Origin of the sequence: Verrucosispora sp. WMMC514, assembly GCF_027497295.1 — a bacterium.
In the GTDB taxonomy this organism is placed as follows: domain Bacteria; phylum Actinomycetota; class Actinomycetes; order Mycobacteriales; family Micromonosporaceae; genus Micromonospora; species Micromonospora palythoicola.
Genome location: NZ_CP114906.1, coordinates 5,135,733 through 5,153,199, shown reverse-complemented (window position 1 = coordinate 5,153,199; position 17,467 = coordinate 5,135,733). Strand labels below are relative to the sequence as shown.

Annotated in this window: 24 protein-coding genes; 13 read left to right on the top strand and 11 right to left on the bottom strand. The window is 71.8% G+C overall.

Features of this window, described 5'->3' with window-relative positions; all coding sequences use genetic code 11:
- Positions 1-106 precede the first annotated feature (106 nt).
- Positions 107-1,339, top strand: coding sequence for a MalY/PatB family protein (locus tag O7597_RS23955; RefSeq protein ID WP_281580793.1), 1,233 nt, complete (start codon positions 107-109; stop codon positions 1,337-1,339).
- Between the two features lie 18 nt (positions 1,340-1,357).
- Here O7597_RS23955 and O7597_RS23950 read toward each other — a convergent pair whose 3' ends face one another.
- Positions 1,358-1,837, bottom strand: a complete 480-nt coding sequence (locus O7597_RS23950; RefSeq protein ID WP_269740972.1) for an SRPBCC family protein — start codon at positions 1,835-1,837, stop codon at positions 1,358-1,360.
- A 43-nt stretch (positions 1,838-1,880) separates the two neighbouring features.
- Between O7597_RS23950 and O7597_RS23945 the strand changes: the two genes are divergently transcribed.
- Positions 1,881-2,255 (top strand): metalloregulator ArsR/SmtB family transcription factor, encoded by a 375-nt coding sequence (locus tag O7597_RS23945; RefSeq protein ID WP_269740971.1) that lies wholly within the window; start codon positions 1,881-1,883, stop codon positions 2,253-2,255.
- Positions 2,256-2,271: 16 nt separating this feature from the next.
- Here O7597_RS23945 and O7597_RS23940 read toward each other — a convergent pair whose 3' ends face one another.
- The gene (locus O7597_RS23940) at positions 2,272-2,709 is read right to left on the bottom strand and encodes a VOC family protein (RefSeq protein WP_269740970.1); all 438 of its coding nucleotides are present in this window, start codon (positions 2,707-2,709) and stop codon (positions 2,272-2,274) included.
- 39 nt (positions 2,710-2,748) lie between these two features.
- Positions 2,749-3,408 (bottom strand): hypothetical protein, encoded by a 660-nt coding sequence (locus O7597_RS23935; RefSeq protein ID WP_269740969.1) that lies wholly within the window; start codon positions 3,406-3,408, stop codon positions 2,749-2,751.
- 170 nt (positions 3,409-3,578) lie between these two features.
- Here O7597_RS23935 and O7597_RS23930 point away from each other — a divergent pair, with 170 nt between their 5' ends.
- On the top strand, positions 3,579-4,202 hold the full coding sequence (locus tag O7597_RS23930; protein WP_269740968.1) for a DUF6518 family protein: 624 nt from the start codon (positions 3,579-3,581) through the stop codon (positions 4,200-4,202).
- A gap of 18 nt (positions 4,203-4,220) precedes the next feature.
- On the opposite strand, the gene O7597_RS23925 is transcribed toward O7597_RS23930, so the two are convergent.
- Positions 4,221-4,487, bottom strand: a complete 267-nt coding sequence (locus tag O7597_RS23925) for a metal-sensitive transcriptional regulator (RefSeq protein WP_099846331.1) — start codon at positions 4,485-4,487, stop codon at positions 4,221-4,223.
- A gap of 151 nt (positions 4,488-4,638) precedes the next feature.
- On the opposite strand from O7597_RS23925, the gene O7597_RS23920 reads away from it, so the two are divergent.
- The 4 genes from O7597_RS23920 (at position 4,639) to O7597_RS23905 (ending at position 8,869) form a co-directional block, all read left to right on the top strand.
- Positions 4,639-5,229 carry a rhodanese-like domain-containing protein gene (locus O7597_RS23920; RefSeq protein ID WP_269740967.1) on the top strand — a complete coding sequence of 197 codons (591 nt, stop codon included), beginning with the start codon at positions 4,639-4,641 and terminating at the stop codon, positions 5,227-5,229.
- Positions 5,226-6,989 carry a sulfate permease gene (gene sulP / locus O7597_RS23915; RefSeq protein WP_269740966.1) on the top strand — a complete coding sequence of 588 codons (1,764 nt, stop codon included), beginning with the start codon at positions 5,226-5,228 and terminating at the stop codon, positions 6,987-6,989. The genes O7597_RS23920 and sulP overlap by 4 nt, the downstream gene beginning before the upstream one ends.
- A 2-nt stretch (positions 6,990-6,991) precedes the next feature.
- Entirely contained in the window at positions 6,992-7,408 is a 417-nt protein-coding gene (locus O7597_RS23910) for a carbonic anhydrase (RefSeq protein WP_269740965.1), read from the top strand.
- 72 nt (positions 7,409-7,480) lie between these two features.
- A complete protein-coding gene (locus tag O7597_RS23905) occupies positions 7,481-8,869 on the top strand; it encodes an MBL fold metallo-hydrolase (protein ID WP_281583311.1) in 1,389 nt (462 codons plus the stop codon).
- Between the two features lie 82 nt (positions 8,870-8,951).
- Here O7597_RS23905 and O7597_RS23900 read toward each other — a convergent pair whose 3' ends face one another.
- Together O7597_RS23900 and O7597_RS23895 are read right to left on the bottom strand one after the other, a co-directional pair.
- On the bottom strand, positions 8,952-9,407 hold the full coding sequence (locus tag O7597_RS23900; RefSeq protein WP_281580792.1) for a DUF3291 domain-containing protein: 456 nt from the start codon (positions 9,405-9,407) through the stop codon (positions 8,952-8,954).
- 22 nt (positions 9,408-9,429) lie between these two features.
- A complete protein-coding gene (locus O7597_RS23895; protein ID WP_281580791.1) occupies positions 9,430-10,047 on the bottom strand; it encodes a helix-turn-helix domain-containing protein in 618 nt (205 codons plus the stop codon).
- Between the two features lie 118 nt (positions 10,048-10,165).
- Between O7597_RS23895 and O7597_RS23890 the strand changes: the two genes are divergently transcribed.
- The 6 genes from O7597_RS23890 (at position 10,166) to O7597_RS23865 (ending at position 14,103) form a co-directional block, all read left to right on the top strand.
- Positions 10,166-10,771: a YdeI/OmpD-associated family protein gene (locus O7597_RS23890; protein WP_281580790.1), complete on the top strand. Its 606-nt coding sequence runs from the start codon at positions 10,166-10,168 to the stop codon at positions 10,769-10,771.
- A gap of 107 nt (positions 10,772-10,878) precedes the next feature.
- Positions 10,879-11,280, top strand: coding sequence for a DUF6069 family protein (locus tag O7597_RS23885; RefSeq protein ID WP_281580789.1), 402 nt, complete (start codon positions 10,879-10,881; stop codon positions 11,278-11,280).
- A 34-nt stretch (positions 11,281-11,314) separates the two neighbouring features.
- A complete protein-coding gene (locus O7597_RS23880) occupies positions 11,315-11,668 on the top strand; it encodes a YciI family protein (RefSeq protein WP_281580788.1) in 354 nt (117 codons plus the stop codon).
- Between the two features lie 17 nt (positions 11,669-11,685).
- Positions 11,686-12,885 (top strand): RNA polymerase sigma factor, encoded by a 1,200-nt coding sequence (locus tag O7597_RS23875; protein WP_269740958.1) that lies wholly within the window; start codon positions 11,686-11,688, stop codon positions 12,883-12,885.
- On the top strand, positions 12,882-13,460 hold the full coding sequence (locus O7597_RS23870) for a dihydrofolate reductase family protein (RefSeq protein WP_269740957.1): 579 nt from the start codon (positions 12,882-12,884) through the stop codon (positions 13,458-13,460). Before O7597_RS23875 ends, O7597_RS23870 begins: the two co-directional genes overlap by 4 nt.
- A gap of 37 nt (positions 13,461-13,497) precedes the next feature.
- Positions 13,498-14,103, top strand: a complete 606-nt coding sequence (locus tag O7597_RS23865; RefSeq protein ID WP_269740956.1) for a class I SAM-dependent methyltransferase — start codon at positions 13,498-13,500, stop codon at positions 14,101-14,103.
- A 7-nt stretch (positions 14,104-14,110) separates the two neighbouring features.
- On the opposite strand, the gene O7597_RS23860 is transcribed toward O7597_RS23865, so the two are convergent.
- From O7597_RS23860 to O7597_RS23840, 5 genes are all read right to left on the bottom strand, one after another.
- On the bottom strand, positions 14,111-14,851 hold the full coding sequence (locus tag O7597_RS23860; protein ID WP_269740955.1) for an alanyl-tRNA editing protein: 741 nt from the start codon (positions 14,849-14,851) through the stop codon (positions 14,111-14,113).
- A gap of 112 nt (positions 14,852-14,963) precedes the next feature.
- Positions 14,964-15,263 (bottom strand): AzlD domain-containing protein, encoded by a 300-nt coding sequence (locus O7597_RS23855; protein ID WP_281580787.1) that lies wholly within the window; start codon positions 15,261-15,263, stop codon positions 14,964-14,966.
- Entirely contained in the window at positions 15,263-15,970 is a 708-nt protein-coding gene (locus O7597_RS23850) for an AzlC family ABC transporter permease (protein WP_269740953.1), read from the bottom strand. Before O7597_RS23850 ends, O7597_RS23855 begins: the two co-directional genes overlap by 1 nt.
- Positions 15,967-16,218: a hypothetical protein gene (locus O7597_RS23845; RefSeq protein WP_281580786.1), complete on the bottom strand. Its 252-nt coding sequence runs from the start codon at positions 16,216-16,218 to the stop codon at positions 15,967-15,969. The genes O7597_RS23850 and O7597_RS23845 overlap by 4 nt, the downstream gene beginning before the upstream one ends.
- A 26-nt stretch (positions 16,219-16,244) precedes the next feature.
- Positions 16,245-17,318, bottom strand: coding sequence for a L,D-transpeptidase family protein (locus tag O7597_RS23840; RefSeq protein ID WP_281580785.1), 1,074 nt, complete (start codon positions 17,316-17,318; stop codon positions 16,245-16,247).
- Positions 17,319-17,467: the final 149 nt, after the last annotated feature.

The following is a 17,467-nucleotide window of genomic DNA, read 5'->3' as shown; positions in this document are numbered from 1 at the left end:
CGCCGGACAGCCTGACAGCAGCGGGCGCGGAGCGTCCACACGTCGCCAGCGGATCCGCACTGGGTACGATGCGATGATCTAGACGACCCTCGGATAGGAACTCGGCATGCCCAGCTCGTCGGCCGTGCACGTGAATCCGCTGACCCAGTTGTCCCTGGCCGAGCTACGGCGACGCACCAGCGTCAAGTGGCGCCAGTACGCCGACGACGTGCTGCCGCTGTGGGTGGCCGAGATGGACGTCCCGCTGGCCGCGCCGGTCGCCGAGGCACTGCACGACGCGGTCGGGCGCGGTGACACCGGGTACGCCTGCGGGACGCACTATGCCGAGGCGCTCGGCGATTTCGCGGCCCGCCGGTGGGGGTGGTCCGACCTGCCGGTCGACCGCACGACCCTGGTCCCGGACGTGATGCTCGGCATCGTCGAGGTGCTCCGGCTGCTCACCGGTCCCGGTGACGCGGTCGTGGTCTGCGCGCCGGTCTACCCGCCGTTCTACGCCTTCGTCAGCCACGCCGACCGGCGGGTGATCGAGGCACCGCTCGGCGCGGACCAGCGGATGGACACCTCGACGCTGGAGGAGGCGTTCCGCCGGGCCCGCGCGGGGGGTCGCCGGGCGGTGTTCCTGCTGTGCAATCCGCACAACCCGACGGGTGTGGTGCACCGCCGCGACGAACTCGAAGCGGTCGCCGACCTCGCCGGCCGGTACGGGGTGCGGGTGGTCTCCGACGAGATCCACGCCCCGCTGGTGCTGCCGGGGGCACGGTTCACGCCGTACCTGACGGTGCCCGGTGCCGGGGACGCCCTGGCCGTGCTGTCCGCCTCGAAGGCGTGGAACCTGGCCGGGTTGAAGTCGGCGCTCGTGGTGGCGGGCCCGCGGGCGGTCGCCGACCTGCGGCGGATCCCGGAGGAGGTGAGCCACGGGCCGAGTCATCTGGGCGTCATCGCGCACACCGCCGCGTTCCGCGACGGCGGTGAATGGCTGGACCGCCTGCTGGTCGGACTCGACCACAACCGCGAGCTGCTGGGGGTGTTGCTGGCGCGGCACGCCCCGGCCATCCGCTACCACCGTCCCGAGGGGACCTACCTCGCCTGGCTGGACTGCACCGCACTCGACATCGACAGTGGTCCGGTCGGCGACGAGCCGGGGGTGGTGACCGACGTCGCCGGGCCGGCGAAGCTGTTCCTCGACCGTGGGCGGGTCGCCCTCAGCTCCGGGCATGTCTTCGGCACCGGCGGTGCCGGCTTCGTACGGCTCAACTTCGCCACCGCACCGGAGATCCTGACGGAGGCGGTGACCCGGATGGGTCGCACCGTTGCCGAGCACCACGCGACGGCTGGTTAGGGCTGCGTCGCGGCGCGGTCAGGCGAAGAACCCCTCGCGCAGGTTGATGCCGTGTTCCAGCCACGCCTTGAGGCAGCAGAGCATCTGGGTCCAGCCCTGGCAGTTGCCGTACGAGGCCTCCTGGCCCTCCGGGGTGGGCCGCCACCCCTGCTCGGCGATGGTGACCAGGGTCCGGTCGTCGCCGAGTGACTCGAACTCCATGGTGACGGTGGTGAAGTAGGACGCTCCGGTGACCGGGGCGTCGGTGGTGGACTGGGCGCCGTCGGCCGCCTCCCAGCGCAGCACGATCCGGCGGTCCTGCTCCACCTCGACCACCTCGACCGGGAAGGCACCGGGGAAGTCGGCGAAATCCCAGGTGACCGTGGCGCCGGTGACCAGTCGGCCCTTCGCGCCGCCGGTGGTGAAGTACCGGGAGAGCTGGTCGGGATCGACCACCGCTTCGAACACCTCGTGCACCGGCCGGCTGATCCGTCCGGCGATCTTGAATCGCAGGTCCATGGCGATCCCCTCTCGCGTCGTCGACGTGTTATAGCTTTATAACATGTCGAGTCGTCAGGGAGAGCGTTCCGACCCGGAACCGGTCGACGAGGATCGCGTCTTCAAGGCGCTGGCGTCGTCGACCCGCCGACAGATCCTCGACGCGTTGAAGAACGAGCCGCGGACCACGGGCGCTCTCTGCGAGCTGTTTCCCCGGCTGGACCGCTGCACGGTGATGCAGCACCTGCGGGTGCTGGAGGCAGCCGGACTGGTCATCGCCCAGCGCAAGGGCCGCGAGCGGTGGAACCACCTCGACCCGCTACCGATCAAGCACATCCACGACCGGTGGATCGGTGACTACGCCAGCGCCGCGGTGGGAATGCTGGCCACCCTCAGAAGTGACCTCGAAGGCCGTGCGCTCGACCACGGGCCAGGATGACCGCCTACCGGCGCCGTCAGCCAGTGGCCGTCACGAAGACACAGAACGGGTGTCCCTCCGGGTCGGCGTACACCCGGAACGGCTCGTCGGGGCCGGTCAGCCGGTCGGCGAGCAGGCGACCGCCGAGGGCGAGCACCCGCTCGTGCTGCGCCACCAACTGCTCGACGGAGGTCACGCTCAGGTCCAGATGCAGCTGCTGGGGCACCGGGCCGTCCGGCCAACTCGGTCGCGGCAACCGCTCAACCTGCTGGAAGGCCAACTGCGGGCCGCCCTCCGGCGTTCTCAACACCAACCAGTCAGCTCCGCGCTCGTCGACCTGCCCGGGCTCGGGTGGCTCGTCGCCGGGCCGGTAGACCAGGCCCAGCAGCGCGCGGTAGAACTCCGCCAGCGACCTGGCGTCGGTGCAGTCGAGCACCACCTGACACAACCTGGGAGTGTTCTCCCGCTCGACCATCCCGGGTCACCTCCGACATAGGTGGGAAACGCGGCTCGGTCAGTCCCGGCCGGGTGCCGGCCCGTTGTCGTTGAACCGGAAGCTGCTCGTCGGCGGCCCGTCGCCCAACTCCTCCAGGATCAGCCCGGCGTCCCGTGACGTCCGCAGGTACGCCGAGTTGTTGCTGATCAAGAACCCCTCGTCCGCGTCGGCGGCGGTGATGGTGAACTGCTGTCGTGGTTCGTCCTCCCGGCAGGCGGCGCCCTCCACCAGCAGCGGCCGGCCGCCGCCGGGGTTGCGGACCTGCCAGCAGACCGGGTCGCCGGTACCGGAGCCACCGCCGGCCCCACGGTACGACCGGATCAGGAAACTCCGCCCGCCCAGTGGGGTCGGCACGAACAACTGCCGACCGCTGTCGTCGTCCACCTCGGCCAGACGGCCGTCGTCGGTCAACGACAGTCCGGCCTCGAAGCCGTCCACCCGGGTGATGGTGATCTGGCGGGTGCCGGACAGCACCGCCGGGGTGGCGGTCGGCTCCGGGCTGGCCGATCCCGAAGCCGTGGGCATGGGCACCGTCGTGGTGGTGGCCTCGGCGATCGGTGAACTCGTCGCCGTCGGCGGGGCGGAGACGTCGTCGGTGGTGCCCGGGTCACCGCACCCCGCGACGCCCACGGCCAGTGCCACCACCCCCACTGCGGCGAACCGGCTTCGCTTCGACATTCCACGCTCCCCATCCCGACCGTGCGGGCATCTCCGGTCCACGAACCACCCCAGGCCGTCCTCGTTGATCGACGTACCCGGAAGGCGGCACGGGTATGCAAGGGAGCTGATCGAGGCGGTCCGGCGCCCCGACGCGCGAGATCGGTGCATACCCGGTATTCTCGCGTGCCATGCGGCCTGGACCCGACAACCGACACGTGGCGCTCGCGGCCGTGCTGGGTGGCATGCTGCTCGGCGCCGTCGACTTCATCTGGATCAAGTACGTGCCGTATCCGGCCGGTGACCTCGGCAACTCCAGTGCGGTGTGGGCGGTCGCCGCCTTCCTCTTCGGCTGCTGGGTGCGGTCGGGCCGGCTGCGTGCGGCGGCGGGCGCCGCCGTCGCGCTCGTGGTCGCGGTGCCCGCCTACTACGTCACGGCGGCGCTCGTGCAGGGCGACGACTGGGCCGTGCTGTGGGCACCGACATCCCTGCTCTGGATGTGTTTCGGCGTCCTCGCCGGAGTGCTCTTCGGCATTGCCGGGGTGTGGGCACGCGGGGCAGGCTGGCGACAGGTGGTCGGGCCCGCGTTGCCGGCCGCGGTGCTGTTCGCCGAGGCGGGGCTGGAGATCCGCCGGATCGGCGACCCCAACTACGGCGACGACCCGATCTGGGACGCCCTGATCAGGATCGCGCTCGGCCTGCTGGTCCTCGTCCTGGCCGCGCGGACGAACCGGCAGCGGGTGCTGGCCCTCGCCACGGCGGTGCCGCTGGCGCTGGCGGGCCTGGGGGCGTTCCTGCTGGCCGGGTTCCGCTGACCCACCCGACCACGGGCCTCAGGCCAGTGACAGGAACAGCTTCTCCATCTGTTCGAGGTTGGCCTTGCGGTCCTCCCCGGCGGAGCCGCTGACACACTGCTCCAGGCCGCTCGCAATGATCTTGAATCCGGCCCGGTCCAACGCGCGGGAGACCGCCGCCAGCTGGGTCACCACCTCGGCGCAGTCACGCCCGTCCTCGAGCATGCCGATGACACCACGGATCTGACCCTCGGCACGACGCAGTCGCTTGACCACATCACCGACCGCGTCCTCGTCGACCTGCATCTCCCACCCCTTCCGGCTCGTCGGACAACAGTACACCGGGGGGTATTTCCCGACGCCCGACCGCGAGCCGTTTGCGGTTCGCGGATTCGTGGTCAATACTCGGATCAGATACCCCTGGGGGTATGCCGCCGAACCTGAGGATGGAGTGTCCGTGACCGCCAGGAGCAGTTCCCCGACCATCGACGTGCCCACCGCACGAGCCCTGATCGCCGCCAACCCCGACGTGTTGATCGTCGACGTGCGTACCCCGGGCGAGTTCGAGACCGCGCACGTGCCGGCCTCGATCAACCTGCCGCTCGACCAGGTCGACGCGCACCTGGGCCGGATCGTCAACGACGCGGGGGGCCGGATCCTGCTGATGTGTCAGTCCGGCAACCGGGCCACGGCGGCCTGTGCCCGGCTGACCGACGCCGGACTGACCGACGCCACCGTCATCACCGGCGGTATCAACGCCTGGGTCGCCGCGGGTGGACCGGTGGAGCGCGGCCGGCAGCGGTGGAGCCTGGAACGTCAGGTCCGCCTCGTCGCCGGCGGGGTCGTGCTGCTCGCCGTCGTGGCCAGCGTCTGGGTGCCCGCCGCCCGGTACGTGGCCGGCCTCATCGGCGCCGGCCTGACCGTCGCCGCCCTCACCGACACCTGCGCGATGGGCGCGATGCTGGCCCGGCTGCCGTACAACCGCGGCGCCGGTTGCGACGTCGACCGGTCTCTGGCGCGGCTGCGCACCGAGCGGCACCAGGCATGAACGGTACGCAGTACGTCCGGCCGGACCGCGACGGCCTGGCCCGGGTGGTGCCCCTGCTCGGGTGGCTGCGGCACTACGACCGCCGCACACTGCGCCACGACCTGATCGCCGGGCTGACCGTGGCGGTCATGCTGGTCCCGCAGAGCATGGCGTACGCCGCACTGGCCGGCATGCCGCCGGTCACCGGGCTCTACGCCTCGGTCGTGCCGCTGCTGGTCTACGCGCTGCTGGGCAGTTCCGGATCCCTTGCCGTCGGGCCGGTGGCCATCACCGCGTTGATGACCGGCACCGCGTTGGCTCCCCTCGCCGCCGGCGATCCGGCCCGGTACGCGGCCCTCGCCGGCCTGCTCGCCCTGCTGGTCGGCGCGATCCAGATGCTGATGGGGGTGTTGCGGCTCGGTGCCCTGGTCAACTTCATGTCCCACTCGGTGTTGTCCGGCTTCACCTCCGCCGCGGCGATCGTGATCGCGGCCAGTCAGGTGAAGGACCTGTTCGGGCTCGACGCCGAGCGCGCCGAGACCTTTCCGCAGATCGCCGCGTCGCTCTGGCGGTCAGCCACCACGATCCACCCGCTGACCGTCCTCGTCTCGCTGGCCAGCGTCGCCGGTCTGCTGCTGCTGCGCCGCTTCCTGCCGAGGCTGCCCGGCGCCCTGCTCGTGGTGGCCGGTGTCACCGTGGCCAGTGCCGCGTTCTCCCTCGGCTCGCACGGCGTACGGATTCTCACCGAGGTCCCCGGCGGGCTACCCGCCCCCGCCGTCCCCGCCCTCGACGGCTCGGACGTGACGGCGCTGCTGCCCGCCGCCGTGGCGATCGCGCTTGTCGCCTACCTGGAGGGCATCGCGGTGGCGAAGTCCCTCGCCGCGCGGGCCCGCCAGCAGGTCAGTCCCAACCAGGAACTCGCGGCGGTCGGCTCGGCGAACGTCGCGGCCGCCCTGTTCCAGGCGTTCCCGGTGGCCGGTGGCTTCTCCCGCAGCGCGGTGAACTTCTCCGCCGGAGCCCGCACGCCGCTGGCCAGTGTGGTCACCGCCGTGGTGGTGGCGCTGACCGCGGTGTTCCTGACGCCGGCCTTCCATCACCTGCCCAAGGCGGTGCTCGCCGCGATCGTGGTGGTGGCGGTGCTCGGACTGGTCGACCGCCGGGCCGCGGTGACCGCGTGGCGCACCCGCCGCTCGGACGGCCTGACCCTGGCCCTCACCTTCGTGGTCACCCTGCTGTTCGGGGTCGAACCTGGTCTCGCCGCCGGTGTCAGCTTCGCGCTGGCAGTCTTCTTGTGGCGTTCGGCCCGGCCGCACCTGGCCGAACTCGGCCGGGTGCCGGGCACCCGGACCTACCGCAACGTGGCCCGCTACACCGGACTGGTCACCGACCCTCGGGTGGCGATCGTCCGGGTGGACGGGCCGATGTACTTCGCCAATGCCCAGTTCCTGGCCGACCACCTGCTCGGCCTGGCCGAACGCCGGCCGGAGCTGACGGCGCTGGTGCTCGACGCCAGCGCGATCGGCGACGCCGACGTCGACGGTGCCCATGCCGTCGCCGAGCTGCACGAACGTCTCGCGACCCGGGGTGTGGCGCTGCACCTGGCAACGGTTCGTGGGCCGGTACGCGACCTGCTCGCCCGGGCGGGCGTGTGGCAGACGGTGCACGGCGCCAAGCGGGTGCACCCGGATCTGACCGCCGCACTGGCCGCCGTCGACGGCCGGGCGGTGGAGCCGTTGGCCGACGCCGCCGCACGGCCGCCGTCACCCCAGGAGGTGCTGTAGCCGTGTCCGATCGGTTCGCCACCCTGCTCAGTTGCATCGACGGTCGCATCCAGCGCCCCCTCGACGAGTGGGTGCGCCGGCATCTCGACGTCGAGTACCTCGACACCATCACCGAGCCCGGACCGGAGGCGGTGCTGGCCACGACGGGTGAGGCCCGGCTGGACGCGCTCCTGGCCAAGGTGCGGGTCTCGCAGCGTGCGCACGGCAGCGCGACCCTGGTCGTCGCCGCGCACTCCGACTGTGCGGGGAACCCGGTGAGCCTGGCCGAGCATCATCGCCAGCTGCGTGCCGGCCTGTCCCGGCTGGCCGGACGGCTGCCGGGCACCCGCTTGCTGGCCGTGCACGCGGGCCGCTGCGGCCACCGGTGCTGGGCACCGGAACTCGTCGCGGAGGTGACACCGCCGGAGAGCGGCCCGTAACTCTTTGCCCATCACATACCCCCAGGGGTATACATGAACCTGACAGCCGTACCGTCCCTGAAGGAGCTGACCATGCTGTTCACCCAGTACTACCTGGACTGCCTGTCCCAGGCGTCGTACCTGATCGCCGACGACACCACCGGCCGGGCGATCCTGGTCGACCCGCGCCGCGACGTCGAGGAGTACCTCGCCGACGCCCGGGCCCGCGGGCTGAGCATCGAGGGCGTCATCAACACCCACTTCCACGCCGACTTCCTCGCCGGCCACTTGGAGGTGGCCGCGGCGACCGGCGCGTGGATCGGGTACGGCCGGCGTGCCGAGACCGAGTACCCGATCCGCAAGCTGGCCGACGGCGACCGGATCAGCCTCGGCGAGGTGACCCTGCAGATCATGGAGACGCCCGGCCACACCCCGGAGTCGGTGAGCGTGCTGGTGTACGAGCACGCCGACGACCAGGTCCCGTACGGGGTGCTGACCGGTGACGCGTTGTTCATCGGCGACGTGGGTCGACCCGACCTGCTCGCCTCGCTCGGCGTGACCGCCGACGAGCTGGGCAGCATGCTCTACCACAGCGTGCACCACAGGCTCATGGCCCTGCCCGACCAGGTGCGGGTCTTTCCGGCCCACGGCGCGGGCTCGGCCTGCGGCAAGAACCTGTCGACCGAGCGGCAGTCCACGATCGGTGAGCAGCGCCGCACCAACTACGCCTGCGCGCCGATGAGCGAGGAGCGGTTCGTCGCGCTGGTCACCGGCGGCCAGCCGGCGGCGCCGGGATACTTCGCGTTCGACGCGGTGCTCAACCGCAAGGCCCGCGAGCTGTTCGACCACGCCCGCCGCCCCGCCCGGCCGCTCACCACCGCCGAGTTCCTCGCCGCCCGGGCCGACGGCGCCGTCGTCGTCGACACCCGCGACCCACACGAGTACGCCGCCGGGCACGTTCGTGGCGCGCTCAACATTCCCGCCGACGGCCGCTTCGCCGAGACCGCCGGCAGCGTCGTCACCCCGGATCGCACCATCCTCGTCGTCGCCCACCAGGACCGCGAGGAGGAGATCGTGACCCGCCTCGCCCGGATCGGCTTCGACCATGTCGCCGGTTACCTGCGCGACCCCGAGCAGGCCTTCCGCGAGATGGTCGCCGAGCTGACCCCGGCCAGCCGGGTCACCGCCACCGAGCTGCGCGACGCCCTGGACCGGGCCGAGCCGCCGCGCGTACTCGACGTGCGCAACGCCGGCGAGCGCGAGCAGGGCGCCATCGACGGGTCGCTGCACATCCCGCTGGCCGAACTGCCCGGGCGACTCGCCGAGGTGCCCGACGACCGGCCCGTCGTCGTGCACTGCGCCGGTGGCTACCGCTCCTCCGTCGCGGCCAGCCTGCTGCGGGCGGCCGGCCGTACCGACGTCTCCGATCTGCTCGGTGGCTACGGCGCCTGGCAGGCGCTGCGACAACCCACCGCGGCCTGAGCCCGATCGGGTGCGGGCGTGGCCGCGACGGCGGCGGCCACGCCCGCACCCGGTCGCACCGTTCGTGCCGTCCCCCGAACGGTCACGCGGCTCGCGCGCCGGGCGAGGGGTACGGCTCACGAAGGGTGAACGCCTCCGGCGACGGGCCGGCGGTCAGCAGTTCCAGCCGTTCGGCAGCCTCGGTGATGGTCGGCAGGACGCCCACGGGAATCCACCACAGCACGAGGTGGGGACGGTCGAGCGGGACGAACCACTCCCGCCGCCGGCGCATCGGCTCCAGGTGCGCCGTCCGGTACACGAAACCGCGCACTGACTCGACCGACTGCCAGACGGTCAGGTTCACGATGATGTCCGGCCCAAAAGGCCGCAGCGCGGTGGCGTCGCCGGACTCGTCCTGCAGTCGCCAGACGTAGCCGGGCGACCGCTCGGCCAGGTCGTTGATCTCCGGAAGTTGGGCGACGAAGTCGGCGAGTTCGGGGCTGTCGATGGGGGCGCGCAGTCGGGCGATGTTCAGTTGCGCCAGATGATGGTCGGCCATGCGACCAAGCCTAGGTTCTATGTCAATCCTGATTGTTTTTAGAGCGGATCACGACGCAGCACCCGGTCGGGCCGGGGTCGAGCCGGACGTCCCAGCCACGCTCGCCCACCAGACCGTCGAGCAGCGCCAGGTTCAATCCGCAGACCAGCGCGGGATACGCCTCGGCCAGCGCGTGGAAGGGACAGTTGCGCAGTCGGACCGTCTGGTCGGCGTCCGCGAACGGCTCGTAACCGAGTGTCCCCAGGCGCGCGAACACGTCACCGCCGGCTAGCTTCGCACCCAGTTCGCGCGCTGCAGCGTGGACCGCCGGTTCCACACCGGACCGCTCGACCGCGCTCGCCAGCACATCGGCCAACAACCGGTAGTCGCGCGGCGGCAGCGTCACCGCGTGCTCGGCGGCCGACCGGCGGTACAGCTTGGCCGGCCGGCCCGCACCCGGCCCACCGCTGCGTGGCGCGTAGGCCGTCTCCAGCAGCCCCGCCTCGGTCAGCTTCTCCAGGTGAAAGGCGGCCAGGGTACGGCCGATGGCCGTCGCCTCGGCCACCTCGTTGCGGCTCACCGGCTCCGCCCGCGCGACCACGTACTCATAGACTGCCCGGCGCACCGGCTCCCGCAGCGCCCCGACGGCCTCCAACGACATGCTGCCGACGCTACCCGCCCGAGCACGGTCACCGGCCGAGGCGGCGGCGTCCGACCAGGGTCGCCGGTCCGGGCGGCGACGCCGCCAACATGTCCGGGTACCGCACTAGTCTGCCGTCATGGCGAGCGCTGAACTGGATGAGTTGATCGTCGCGGACGCCGAGGCGCTGCGTGCCTGGTTGTCGGCCAACCACGCCACCTCACCCGGCGTCTGGCTGGCCCTCACCAGGAAGGGCGGCTCGGTCACCACCCTCACCTGGCAACAGGCGGTCGACGAGGCCCTGTGCTTCGGCTGGATCGACGGGCAGGCCCGGAAAGGGGATCACGAGACCTCCTGGATCCGGTTCACCCCGCGCCGGTCGCGCAGTTCCTGGTCTCAGCGCAACGTGGCACACGTCGCCCGACTGGAGGCGCAGGGGCGGATGCTGCCACCGGGTCGCGCCGTCGTGGAGGCCGCGCAGGCGGACGGCCGATGGGCGGCCGCGTACGCCCCACCGTCGGAGGCCGAGGTGCCGGCCGACCTGCTCGCCGCCATCGCGACGGAACCCGCCGCCCAGGCCATGTTCGACGTCCTCACCAAGACCAACCGGTTCGCCCTCATCCACCGGCTCAACGCCGTCAAGCGGGCCGAGACCCGCGAACGGAAGATCGGCGAGTTCGTCGCCATGCTGGCCCGCCACGAGACGTTCTATCCGCAGAAGGCCCGGCCCGCACCGGCGGACTGAACCTCCTCGAAAAAATTCTGGCGCACCTGTCGATCGGGGCTGGTCCTCTTCGTAGCTGTGGTGAGAGCCCGGCACCGAGCCGGGACACACGCCGCCTGGAGGGCACGATGAGCACCACCGCGAACACGACCCGCGCCATCACGTCGACCATCGGGACCGGCGTCGTCGCCACGGCTGCCGCCAGCGTCGCCACGATGGCCGTCGCCGCCGCCGGCAACGCGGTGGGCATCAGCCTCGACATCGGCGGAGCCCCCATCCCGATCACCGGGTTCGGCGTGCTGACCGCGGTCTTCTCGCTGCTCGGCGTGGCCATCGCCGCGCTGCTGTCCCGCTTCGCCCGGCATCCCCGGCGTGCCTTCGTCCGTACGACGGTGGTGCTGACGATGCTGTCGCTGGTGCCGGACGTGATCGTCGACGCCGCTCCGGCGACCAAGGCGCTGCTGATGCTCACCCACCTGGTCGCGGCCGCGATCGTGATCCCCGCTGTCGCGCGCCGCCTGGCCGCCTGACCACACCCACCCATCGAACCATCGGAGGATCGTCATGAAGCAGTACCTGCTGTCCGTGCACTTCGTCGAGGGCGCGCCGGAGCCGACCGAGGAGGAGATGCAGACCGTGTTCCGGGAGACCGCTCTGATCAACGACGAGATGCAGGCCGCCGGCGCCTGGGTCTTCGGCGGCGGACTCCGGTCGCCGGACACCGCCACCGTCGTCCGGAACGACAACGGCGCCACCACCATGAGCGACGGGCCGTTCGCCGAGACGAAGGAACACATCGCCGGCTTCTGGGTCATCAAGTGCGCCGACCTGGACGAGGCCCTCGCCTGGGCCGAGAAGTGCGCGGCGGCCTGCGGCCCGGTCGAGGTGCGCCCCTTCGACGACCTGTCCCAGGCCTGAGGAGCCGGGCACCCGAGATGGATCTGGCGAGCGTCTACCGCGCGGAGTACGGCCGCTGCGTCGCCACCCTGACCCGCCTCCTCGGCGACCTGCACCTCGCCGAGGAGGCGGTCCAGGACGCCTTCGCCACGGCGGTGCAGAAGTGGCAGACCCTGCCGCCGAACCCGGGCGCCTGGATCGTGACCACCGCCCGTAACCGGGCCGTCGATCGGCTCCGCCGGGAGACGACCCGCGAGGCCCGGCACGCCGAGGCGCTGCTGCTGCACCAACAGGACGAACCCCAGGAGGTGGGACCGGTGCGGGACGACCAGCTACGACTCATCTTCACCTGCTGCCACCCGGCCCTCGCCCCCGACGCGCGTACCGCCCTCACCCTGCGCCTGCTCGGTGGCCTCGACGTACCGGAGATCGCCCGGGCCTACCTGATCCAGGAGGCGACCGTCGCCCAGCGCATCGTGCGGGCCAAGAAGAAGATCCGTGACGCCGGCATCCCGTACCGGGTACCCGCCGAACACGAGTTGCCGGATCGGTTGCCGCCCGTGCTCACCGTGCTCTACCTGATGTTCAACGAGGGCTACACCTCCACCGCGGGGCCGCTGATCAGGACGGACCTGTGCGGCGAAGCGATCCGGCTCGCCCGGGAACTCGCCGCGCTGATGCCCGACGAACCCGAGGTGCTCGGCCTGCTCGCCCTGCTGCTGCTCACCGAGGCACGCCGGCCGGCCCGGCTCGACCCGGCCGGCGACCTGGTGCCGCTGGCCGAACAGGACCGGTCGTTGTGGGACCGGACGCTCATCGCCGAGGGCCACGAACTGGTCCGCCGCTGCCTGCGCCGCAACCGGCCCGGGCCGTACCAGATCCAGGCCGCGATCGGCGCGGTGCACACCGACGGTGCCGCAACCGACTGGCGCCAGGTGCTGGCACTGTACGACCAACTGCTCGCGCTGGTGCCGACCCCGGTCGTCGCGCTCAACCGCGCGGTGGCGGTGGCCGAGGTGCACGGGCCGGCGCAGGCCCTCGCCGCGTTGGCGGAGATCGACCTCCCCGGCTACCACCGGCTGCCCGCCACCCGCGCCGAGCTGCTGGCCCGGCTCGGTCGCGACACCGCCAGCCGGGCCGCCTACGACGAGGCCATCGCGCTGGTCACCAACGAGACCGAACGCGCCCACCTGGAGCGGCGTCGCACCGAACTCACCCGTACGAGGAGAACATCATGACCGCGACCTACACCTTCGACGTCTTCTCCAGCCTCGACGGCTTCGGTACCCATCGCGGGGACTGGGGCGGCTACTGGGGCAAGCAGGGCCCCGAACTGCTCGCGCACCGCCTCGCCGCGTACCGCCCGCGGCAGCGCATGGTCTTCGGTGCCGACACGTACCGGGTCTTCGCGCGGTTGCTGGCCGAGAGCACCGACGAGTCCGAGGTGCGGGACGCCTGGGTCACCCGGATGCGCCAGCTACCCGCGACGGTGGTGTCGTCCACCCTCGACGGGCCGCTCGACTGGCCGGACGCGACGATCGCGCGCGGTGACGCCGTCGACGTAGTCGCCCGGCTGAAGGAGGAGTCCGAGGTGCCCCTGCGGTCGCACGGCAGCCTGTCGATGAACCGGGCACTGATGGCCGCCGGTCTGGTCGACCACGTCCAGGTGACGATCTTCCCGGTGATCACGGGCCGGACCGGCACCGAGCCGATCTTCCAGGACGCGGCCGACTTCGACCTGGAGCTGATCGAGAGCCGGACCCTCGACGGTCACACCCAGGAGCTCGTCTACCGTCCCACCCTGCACGGCTGACCACGCGGCCACGCCCGAAACCGTCGGAGGTGACCCCATGACGTTCCACACCGAGGTGCCCGCCCGGGTGCGCCGCGCGCTCGCCCGCGCGTCCGAGCTCGGCTTTCCGGGCGTCTGCGAGGACCCGGTGGGCCCGCTGCTGGCGACGTTGGCGGCCGCGGTCCCACCGGACGGGCGGATCCTGGAACTGGGCACCGGCACGGGTGTCGGCACCGCCTGGCTGGCGGAGGGGCTCGGCCAGCGCGGCGACGCGCGGCTGGAGACGGTCGAGCTGGACGAGTCCCTGGCCGCGGCCGTCCGGGCGGACGACTGGCCGCCGTACGTGACGGTCCACACCGGTGACGCCGAGACGTTGCTGCCCACGCTGGGCCGCTTCGATCTCGTCTTCGCGGACGCGGTGGCCGGCAAGTGGACCGGCCTCGATCTGACGATCGACGCGCTGGCGCCCGGTGGATTGCTCGTCGTCGACGACATGGAGCTGGCCCGGTACACCGACCCGCGGCACCGTGCCGCGGTGTTGCGGGTCGAGCGGACCCTGGCCGAGGACCCCCGGCTCGTCGTGGCGCGGATCTCCGCCGGCACCGGCCTGATCATCGGCACCCGACGGCCGGACCACCGCCCGTCCCGGAGCCGGTACAGCTAGTGCGGTGTCACGTCAGTCTGATGCGGACCCGCCGGTTCTGCCGGCCCTTGCTCTCGACCTTCGTGACGGTGACCCGGCCGATCTGCGCGGTCGACGCCACGTGCGTACCGCCGTCGGCCTGCACGTCGAGGCCGACGATGTCCACCACCCGCACCTGCGGCAGTTCCGGTGGGGCCTTGAACTGGGTGCGTACCAGGTCGGGGGTCGCGTCCGCCTCCTCCCGGGAGAGCATCCGCACGACGATTTTGCGGTCCGCGGCGATCTCGGCGTTCACCGCGTCCTCCAGGCTCTGTTTGAAGCCCGGCGGGATTTCCGGCAGGTTGAAGTCCATCCGCGCCTCGCCGGGCTCCATGTTGCTCCCGGTCACCAGGACGTTGAAGTCGCGGAAGACGGTGCCGCAGAGCACGTGCAAACCCGAGTGGGTACGCATGAGCGAGCTACGGCGCTCGTCGTCGATCGCACCGGTCACCGTGGCGCCGGCCGGCGGCACCGGGTCCCCCGGAGCGGGCAACAGGTAGAGGTCGTCGCCCTTGCGGGTGCCGACGATCCGCGTCTGCACGCCCTGCCAGATCAGCACGCCGTGGTCCGGCGGCTGACCGCCACCGCCGGGATAGAACGCGGAGCGGTCCAACACGATGCCCTGCTCGGGATCCGCCGGATCCGACCACAGGACCGTGCAGTCCCACTCACGGAGGGTGACGTCCGCCCAGTCCAGCCGTTGGGTCCGGCCGTGGTGATCAATACCCATAGGTTGATGGGAGGGCGGCCGTCACCGACCCGCCACTCCGTCTCCCTTCAGCACTCGTATGGTCATCAGGACTACTCGTACGGTGGACACCGGCAACGAACGTCCGGTGTCGCTAAGTGATCAGACGCAGCACCGCCGCGGTACCGGCGCCCAGGGCGACGACCAGCAGGAACGGTGCCCGCAGCAACGCCGCCACCAGGGCGACGGCGAATCCGGCGGCGCGCGCGTCGAGCACCAGATCGTGGCCGGTGGCGAAGGTCTGCACCGCCACCAGCGCGGCCAGCAGCGCCACCGGCAGCAACGCCGACGCCTGCTGCACCTGCGGCTGCTCCAGCATCGACTTCGGTACGCACAGCCCGACCAGCTTGAGCAGGTACACCCCGAGGGTGCCCAGCAGGACCGCCGTCCACATCAGCGGCCACCCGTGCGACGGGCGGCGAACGCCGCGACGACGGCGGTCAGCCCGGCCACCAGCACCGGTGTCCCGGCCGGCAGCAGCGGCACCATGACCAGCGCGAGCCCGGCCGCGGCGACCGCGAGCGCCCACAGCCGCCGGCCGCGCAACCGCGGCAGCAGCAGGGCGACGAACGCGGCCGGTGCGGCCACGTCAAGACCGAGCGCCTCCGGGTCGGGCAGCACGTGCGCGCCGAGCGCGCCGCCCAGCGTGGCGATGTTCCAGAGGACGAAGACGCTGATCCCGGTGGCCCAGAACGCCAGCCGTGCCTCGCGGGAATCGGTGCGGGCCATCGCCATCGCCGAACTCTCGTCCAGCACCAGATGGGCGCCGACCAGGCGCCGCACCCCCCGTAGTCGCAGCAGGGACGCCAGGTTCAGGCCGTAGAGGCTGTTGCGTACCCCCAGCAGGGTTGCCGTGGCCGCGCCGGTCAGTGCGCCGCCACCGGCACCCAGCACCCCGACGACGGCGAACTGCGACGCGCCGGAGAACATCAGCAGCGACAGCGCACAGGTCTGCGCGACGGAGAAACCGGCAAGTACCGACAGCGCGCCGAAGGAGAGGCCGAGCGCACCGACGGCCACGCCCACTCCGACCGCGTCGCGGAGGACGGCGGTACGCGCTCTCGGCCAGTCTCGATCCGCGATCATGCCTGTCGTACTCACGTCGGCGTCCCTTCGCGTAGCTGCTCGGTGAGCCCTACACCGCACCGGCTCGCGCGCCGGATCGCGGCGGGCGCGGCCGGAAGGTCGGTGGCACCGAGAATCCGGCGGAGCCGCACCTCGACAGGCGACTCCACGCAGCGGGCGAGGGTGGCGACGGTCCGCAGGCAGCCCTCACGGCGTTCGCCAAGCAGAATACCGAGGTAGGTACCGCTGTGGGGGGCGCCGACCCGAGCGACCGGCCGCGTCACCGGGCGCCGACCACGGTCTGCGCTCCTCAGTAGACCCAGACCGTGGTGCCGATCGGCATCTGGTCGGTACGCCACAGCCAGTCCATGGCGGCGATGGTCACCCGGACACAGCCGTGCGATGCCGGGTAGGGCGGAACCTCGGGATAGCCGTGGACGGCGATCCCCTGGCTGTGGAAGTACTTCGGCCGGTACAGCCGGCCGAGCGGGCCCGGGTCCCAGGCGTCCACCTGCCAACCGATCTCCCAACGCCCGCGTGGCGTGTCCGCCAGAAAGCGTTCACCGTCGTGGGTGTAGTACTCCCAGGTGCCGGTCGAGGTGCTGAAGATCTGCTCGACAGTGCCGTCGTCGACAAGCATCATCAGCTGCTGATCGAGATCCACCTCCACCACCCGGCCCTTGTCGCTGCGGGCCGACGGGCGGATGCCCTCGTCCAACGCCTCCCGGGTTTCGGGCCCGACGATGCCGTCCCGGCTGCCCCCGGCGGCCTTCTGGACCGCGTAGACCGCCTGCTCGGTCAACTCACCGAAGACCCCGTCCACCGGGCCGACCCAGTACCCCAGCTCGCGCAGCCGCCGCTGCACCGTCTCGACCGCCTCGCCGGTGTCACCACGCCGCAGCAGCTCCGAACCGGGCGGAGTCGGCGAAGGTTCGTCAGGCGGCGCATCCGGCGGTGTGGTCGGAGGCCCGGTCGTGGTCGGAGGCATGGTGGTGGTCAGTGGCGTGGTGGCTGGCGGGCTCGTACGCGGCGGCGTACCGCTCGGCGTCGTGGCGCTCGGCGTCGCCACGGTGGGCGGACCCGTCGGCCCGGCCTGCTGCCCGTTGTCCGATCCGCATCCGCTGGTCCCGACGAGCACAGTCGTCCCGACGATCGCCAGCCACCCGGCGAACCTTCGCATCGCTGGTGCCTCCTCCGATTTCGTCTCGGGCTGACCGGCCGCCAACACCGCGCCGTCCACCAGCGCGAACGCACCGACGATCACCCTGTTCAGGTCGAGGTCGAGCCACCCCAGCAAACCACCCACGGCCGCTCCGACCACCGCGTCAACGGCGGCGAGTCGCGCCACCACCGCGGGCCGGTGCCGCCGGCCGCTGCTGGTCACCAGCCCTCGCGAGCGGGCCGGCACCGGCGAGTCCGGCAGCGGGGAGCGCTGCGGGCGCGGGCGCCCGGCGACCGCCGGGAGCACGACGGATTTGGGGTGGAAAGGCGATCCTGGGCCGTCATGCCATCGAATGGCGATTGGAACTTGTC

What these genes read in the sequence shown, in the direction of transcription:
- O7597_RS23955 (WP_281580793.1), top strand. Translation starts at nt 107, where the DNA reads ATGCCCAGCTCGTCGGCCGTGCACGTGAATCCGCTGACCCAGTTGTCC.
- O7597_RS23950 (WP_269740972.1), bottom strand. Translation starts at nt 1,837, where the DNA reads ATGGACCTGCGATTCAAGATCGCCGGACGGATCAGCCGGCCGGTGCAC.
- O7597_RS23945 (WP_269740971.1), top strand. Translation starts at nt 1,881, where the DNA reads ATGTCGAGTCGTCAGGGAGAGCGTTCCGACCCGGAACCGGTCGACGAG.
- O7597_RS23940 (WP_269740970.1), bottom strand. Translation starts at nt 2,709, where the DNA reads ATGGTCGAGCGGGAGAACACTCCCAGGTTGTGTCAGGTGGTGCTCGAC.
- O7597_RS23935 (WP_269740969.1), bottom strand. Translation starts at nt 3,408, where the DNA reads ATGTCGAAGCGAAGCCGGTTCGCCGCAGTGGGGGTGGTGGCACTGGCC.
- O7597_RS23930 (WP_269740968.1), top strand. Translation starts at nt 3,579, where the DNA reads ATGCGGCCTGGACCCGACAACCGACACGTGGCGCTCGCGGCCGTGCTG.
- O7597_RS23925 (WP_099846331.1), bottom strand. Translation starts at nt 4,487, where the DNA reads ATGCAGGTCGACGAGGACGCGGTCGGTGATGTGGTCAAGCGACTGCGT.
- sulP (WP_269740966.1), top strand. Translation starts at nt 5,226, where the DNA reads ATGAACGGTACGCAGTACGTCCGGCCGGACCGCGACGGCCTGGCCCGG.
- O7597_RS23905 (WP_281583311.1), top strand. Translation starts at nt 7,481, where the DNA reads ATGCTGTTCACCCAGTACTACCTGGACTGCCTGTCCCAGGCGTCGTAC.
- O7597_RS23900 (WP_281580792.1), bottom strand. Translation starts at nt 9,407, where the DNA reads ATGGCCGACCATCATCTGGCGCAACTGAACATCGCCCGACTGCGCGCC.
- O7597_RS23895 (WP_281580791.1), bottom strand. Translation starts at nt 10,047, where the DNA reads ATGTCGTTGGAGGCCGTCGGGGCGCTGCGGGAGCCGGTGCGCCGGGCA.
- O7597_RS23890 (WP_281580790.1), top strand. Translation starts at nt 10,166, where the DNA reads ATGGCGAGCGCTGAACTGGATGAGTTGATCGTCGCGGACGCCGAGGCG.
- O7597_RS23885 (WP_281580789.1), top strand. Translation starts at nt 10,879, where the DNA reads ATGAGCACCACCGCGAACACGACCCGCGCCATCACGTCGACCATCGGG.
- O7597_RS23880 (WP_281580788.1), top strand. Translation starts at nt 11,315, where the DNA reads ATGAAGCAGTACCTGCTGTCCGTGCACTTCGTCGAGGGCGCGCCGGAG.
- O7597_RS23875 (WP_269740958.1), top strand. Translation starts at nt 11,686, where the DNA reads ATGGATCTGGCGAGCGTCTACCGCGCGGAGTACGGCCGCTGCGTCGCC.
- O7597_RS23870 (WP_269740957.1), top strand. Translation starts at nt 12,882, where the DNA reads ATGACCGCGACCTACACCTTCGACGTCTTCTCCAGCCTCGACGGCTTC.
- O7597_RS23865 (WP_269740956.1), top strand. Translation starts at nt 13,498, where the DNA reads ATGACGTTCCACACCGAGGTGCCCGCCCGGGTGCGCCGCGCGCTCGCC.
- O7597_RS23860 (WP_269740955.1), bottom strand. Translation starts at nt 14,851, where the DNA reads ATGGGTATTGATCACCACGGCCGGACCCAACGGCTGGACTGGGCGGAC.
- O7597_RS23855 (WP_281580787.1), bottom strand. Translation starts at nt 15,263, where the DNA reads ATGTGGACGGCGGTCCTGCTGGGCACCCTCGGGGTGTACCTGCTCAAG.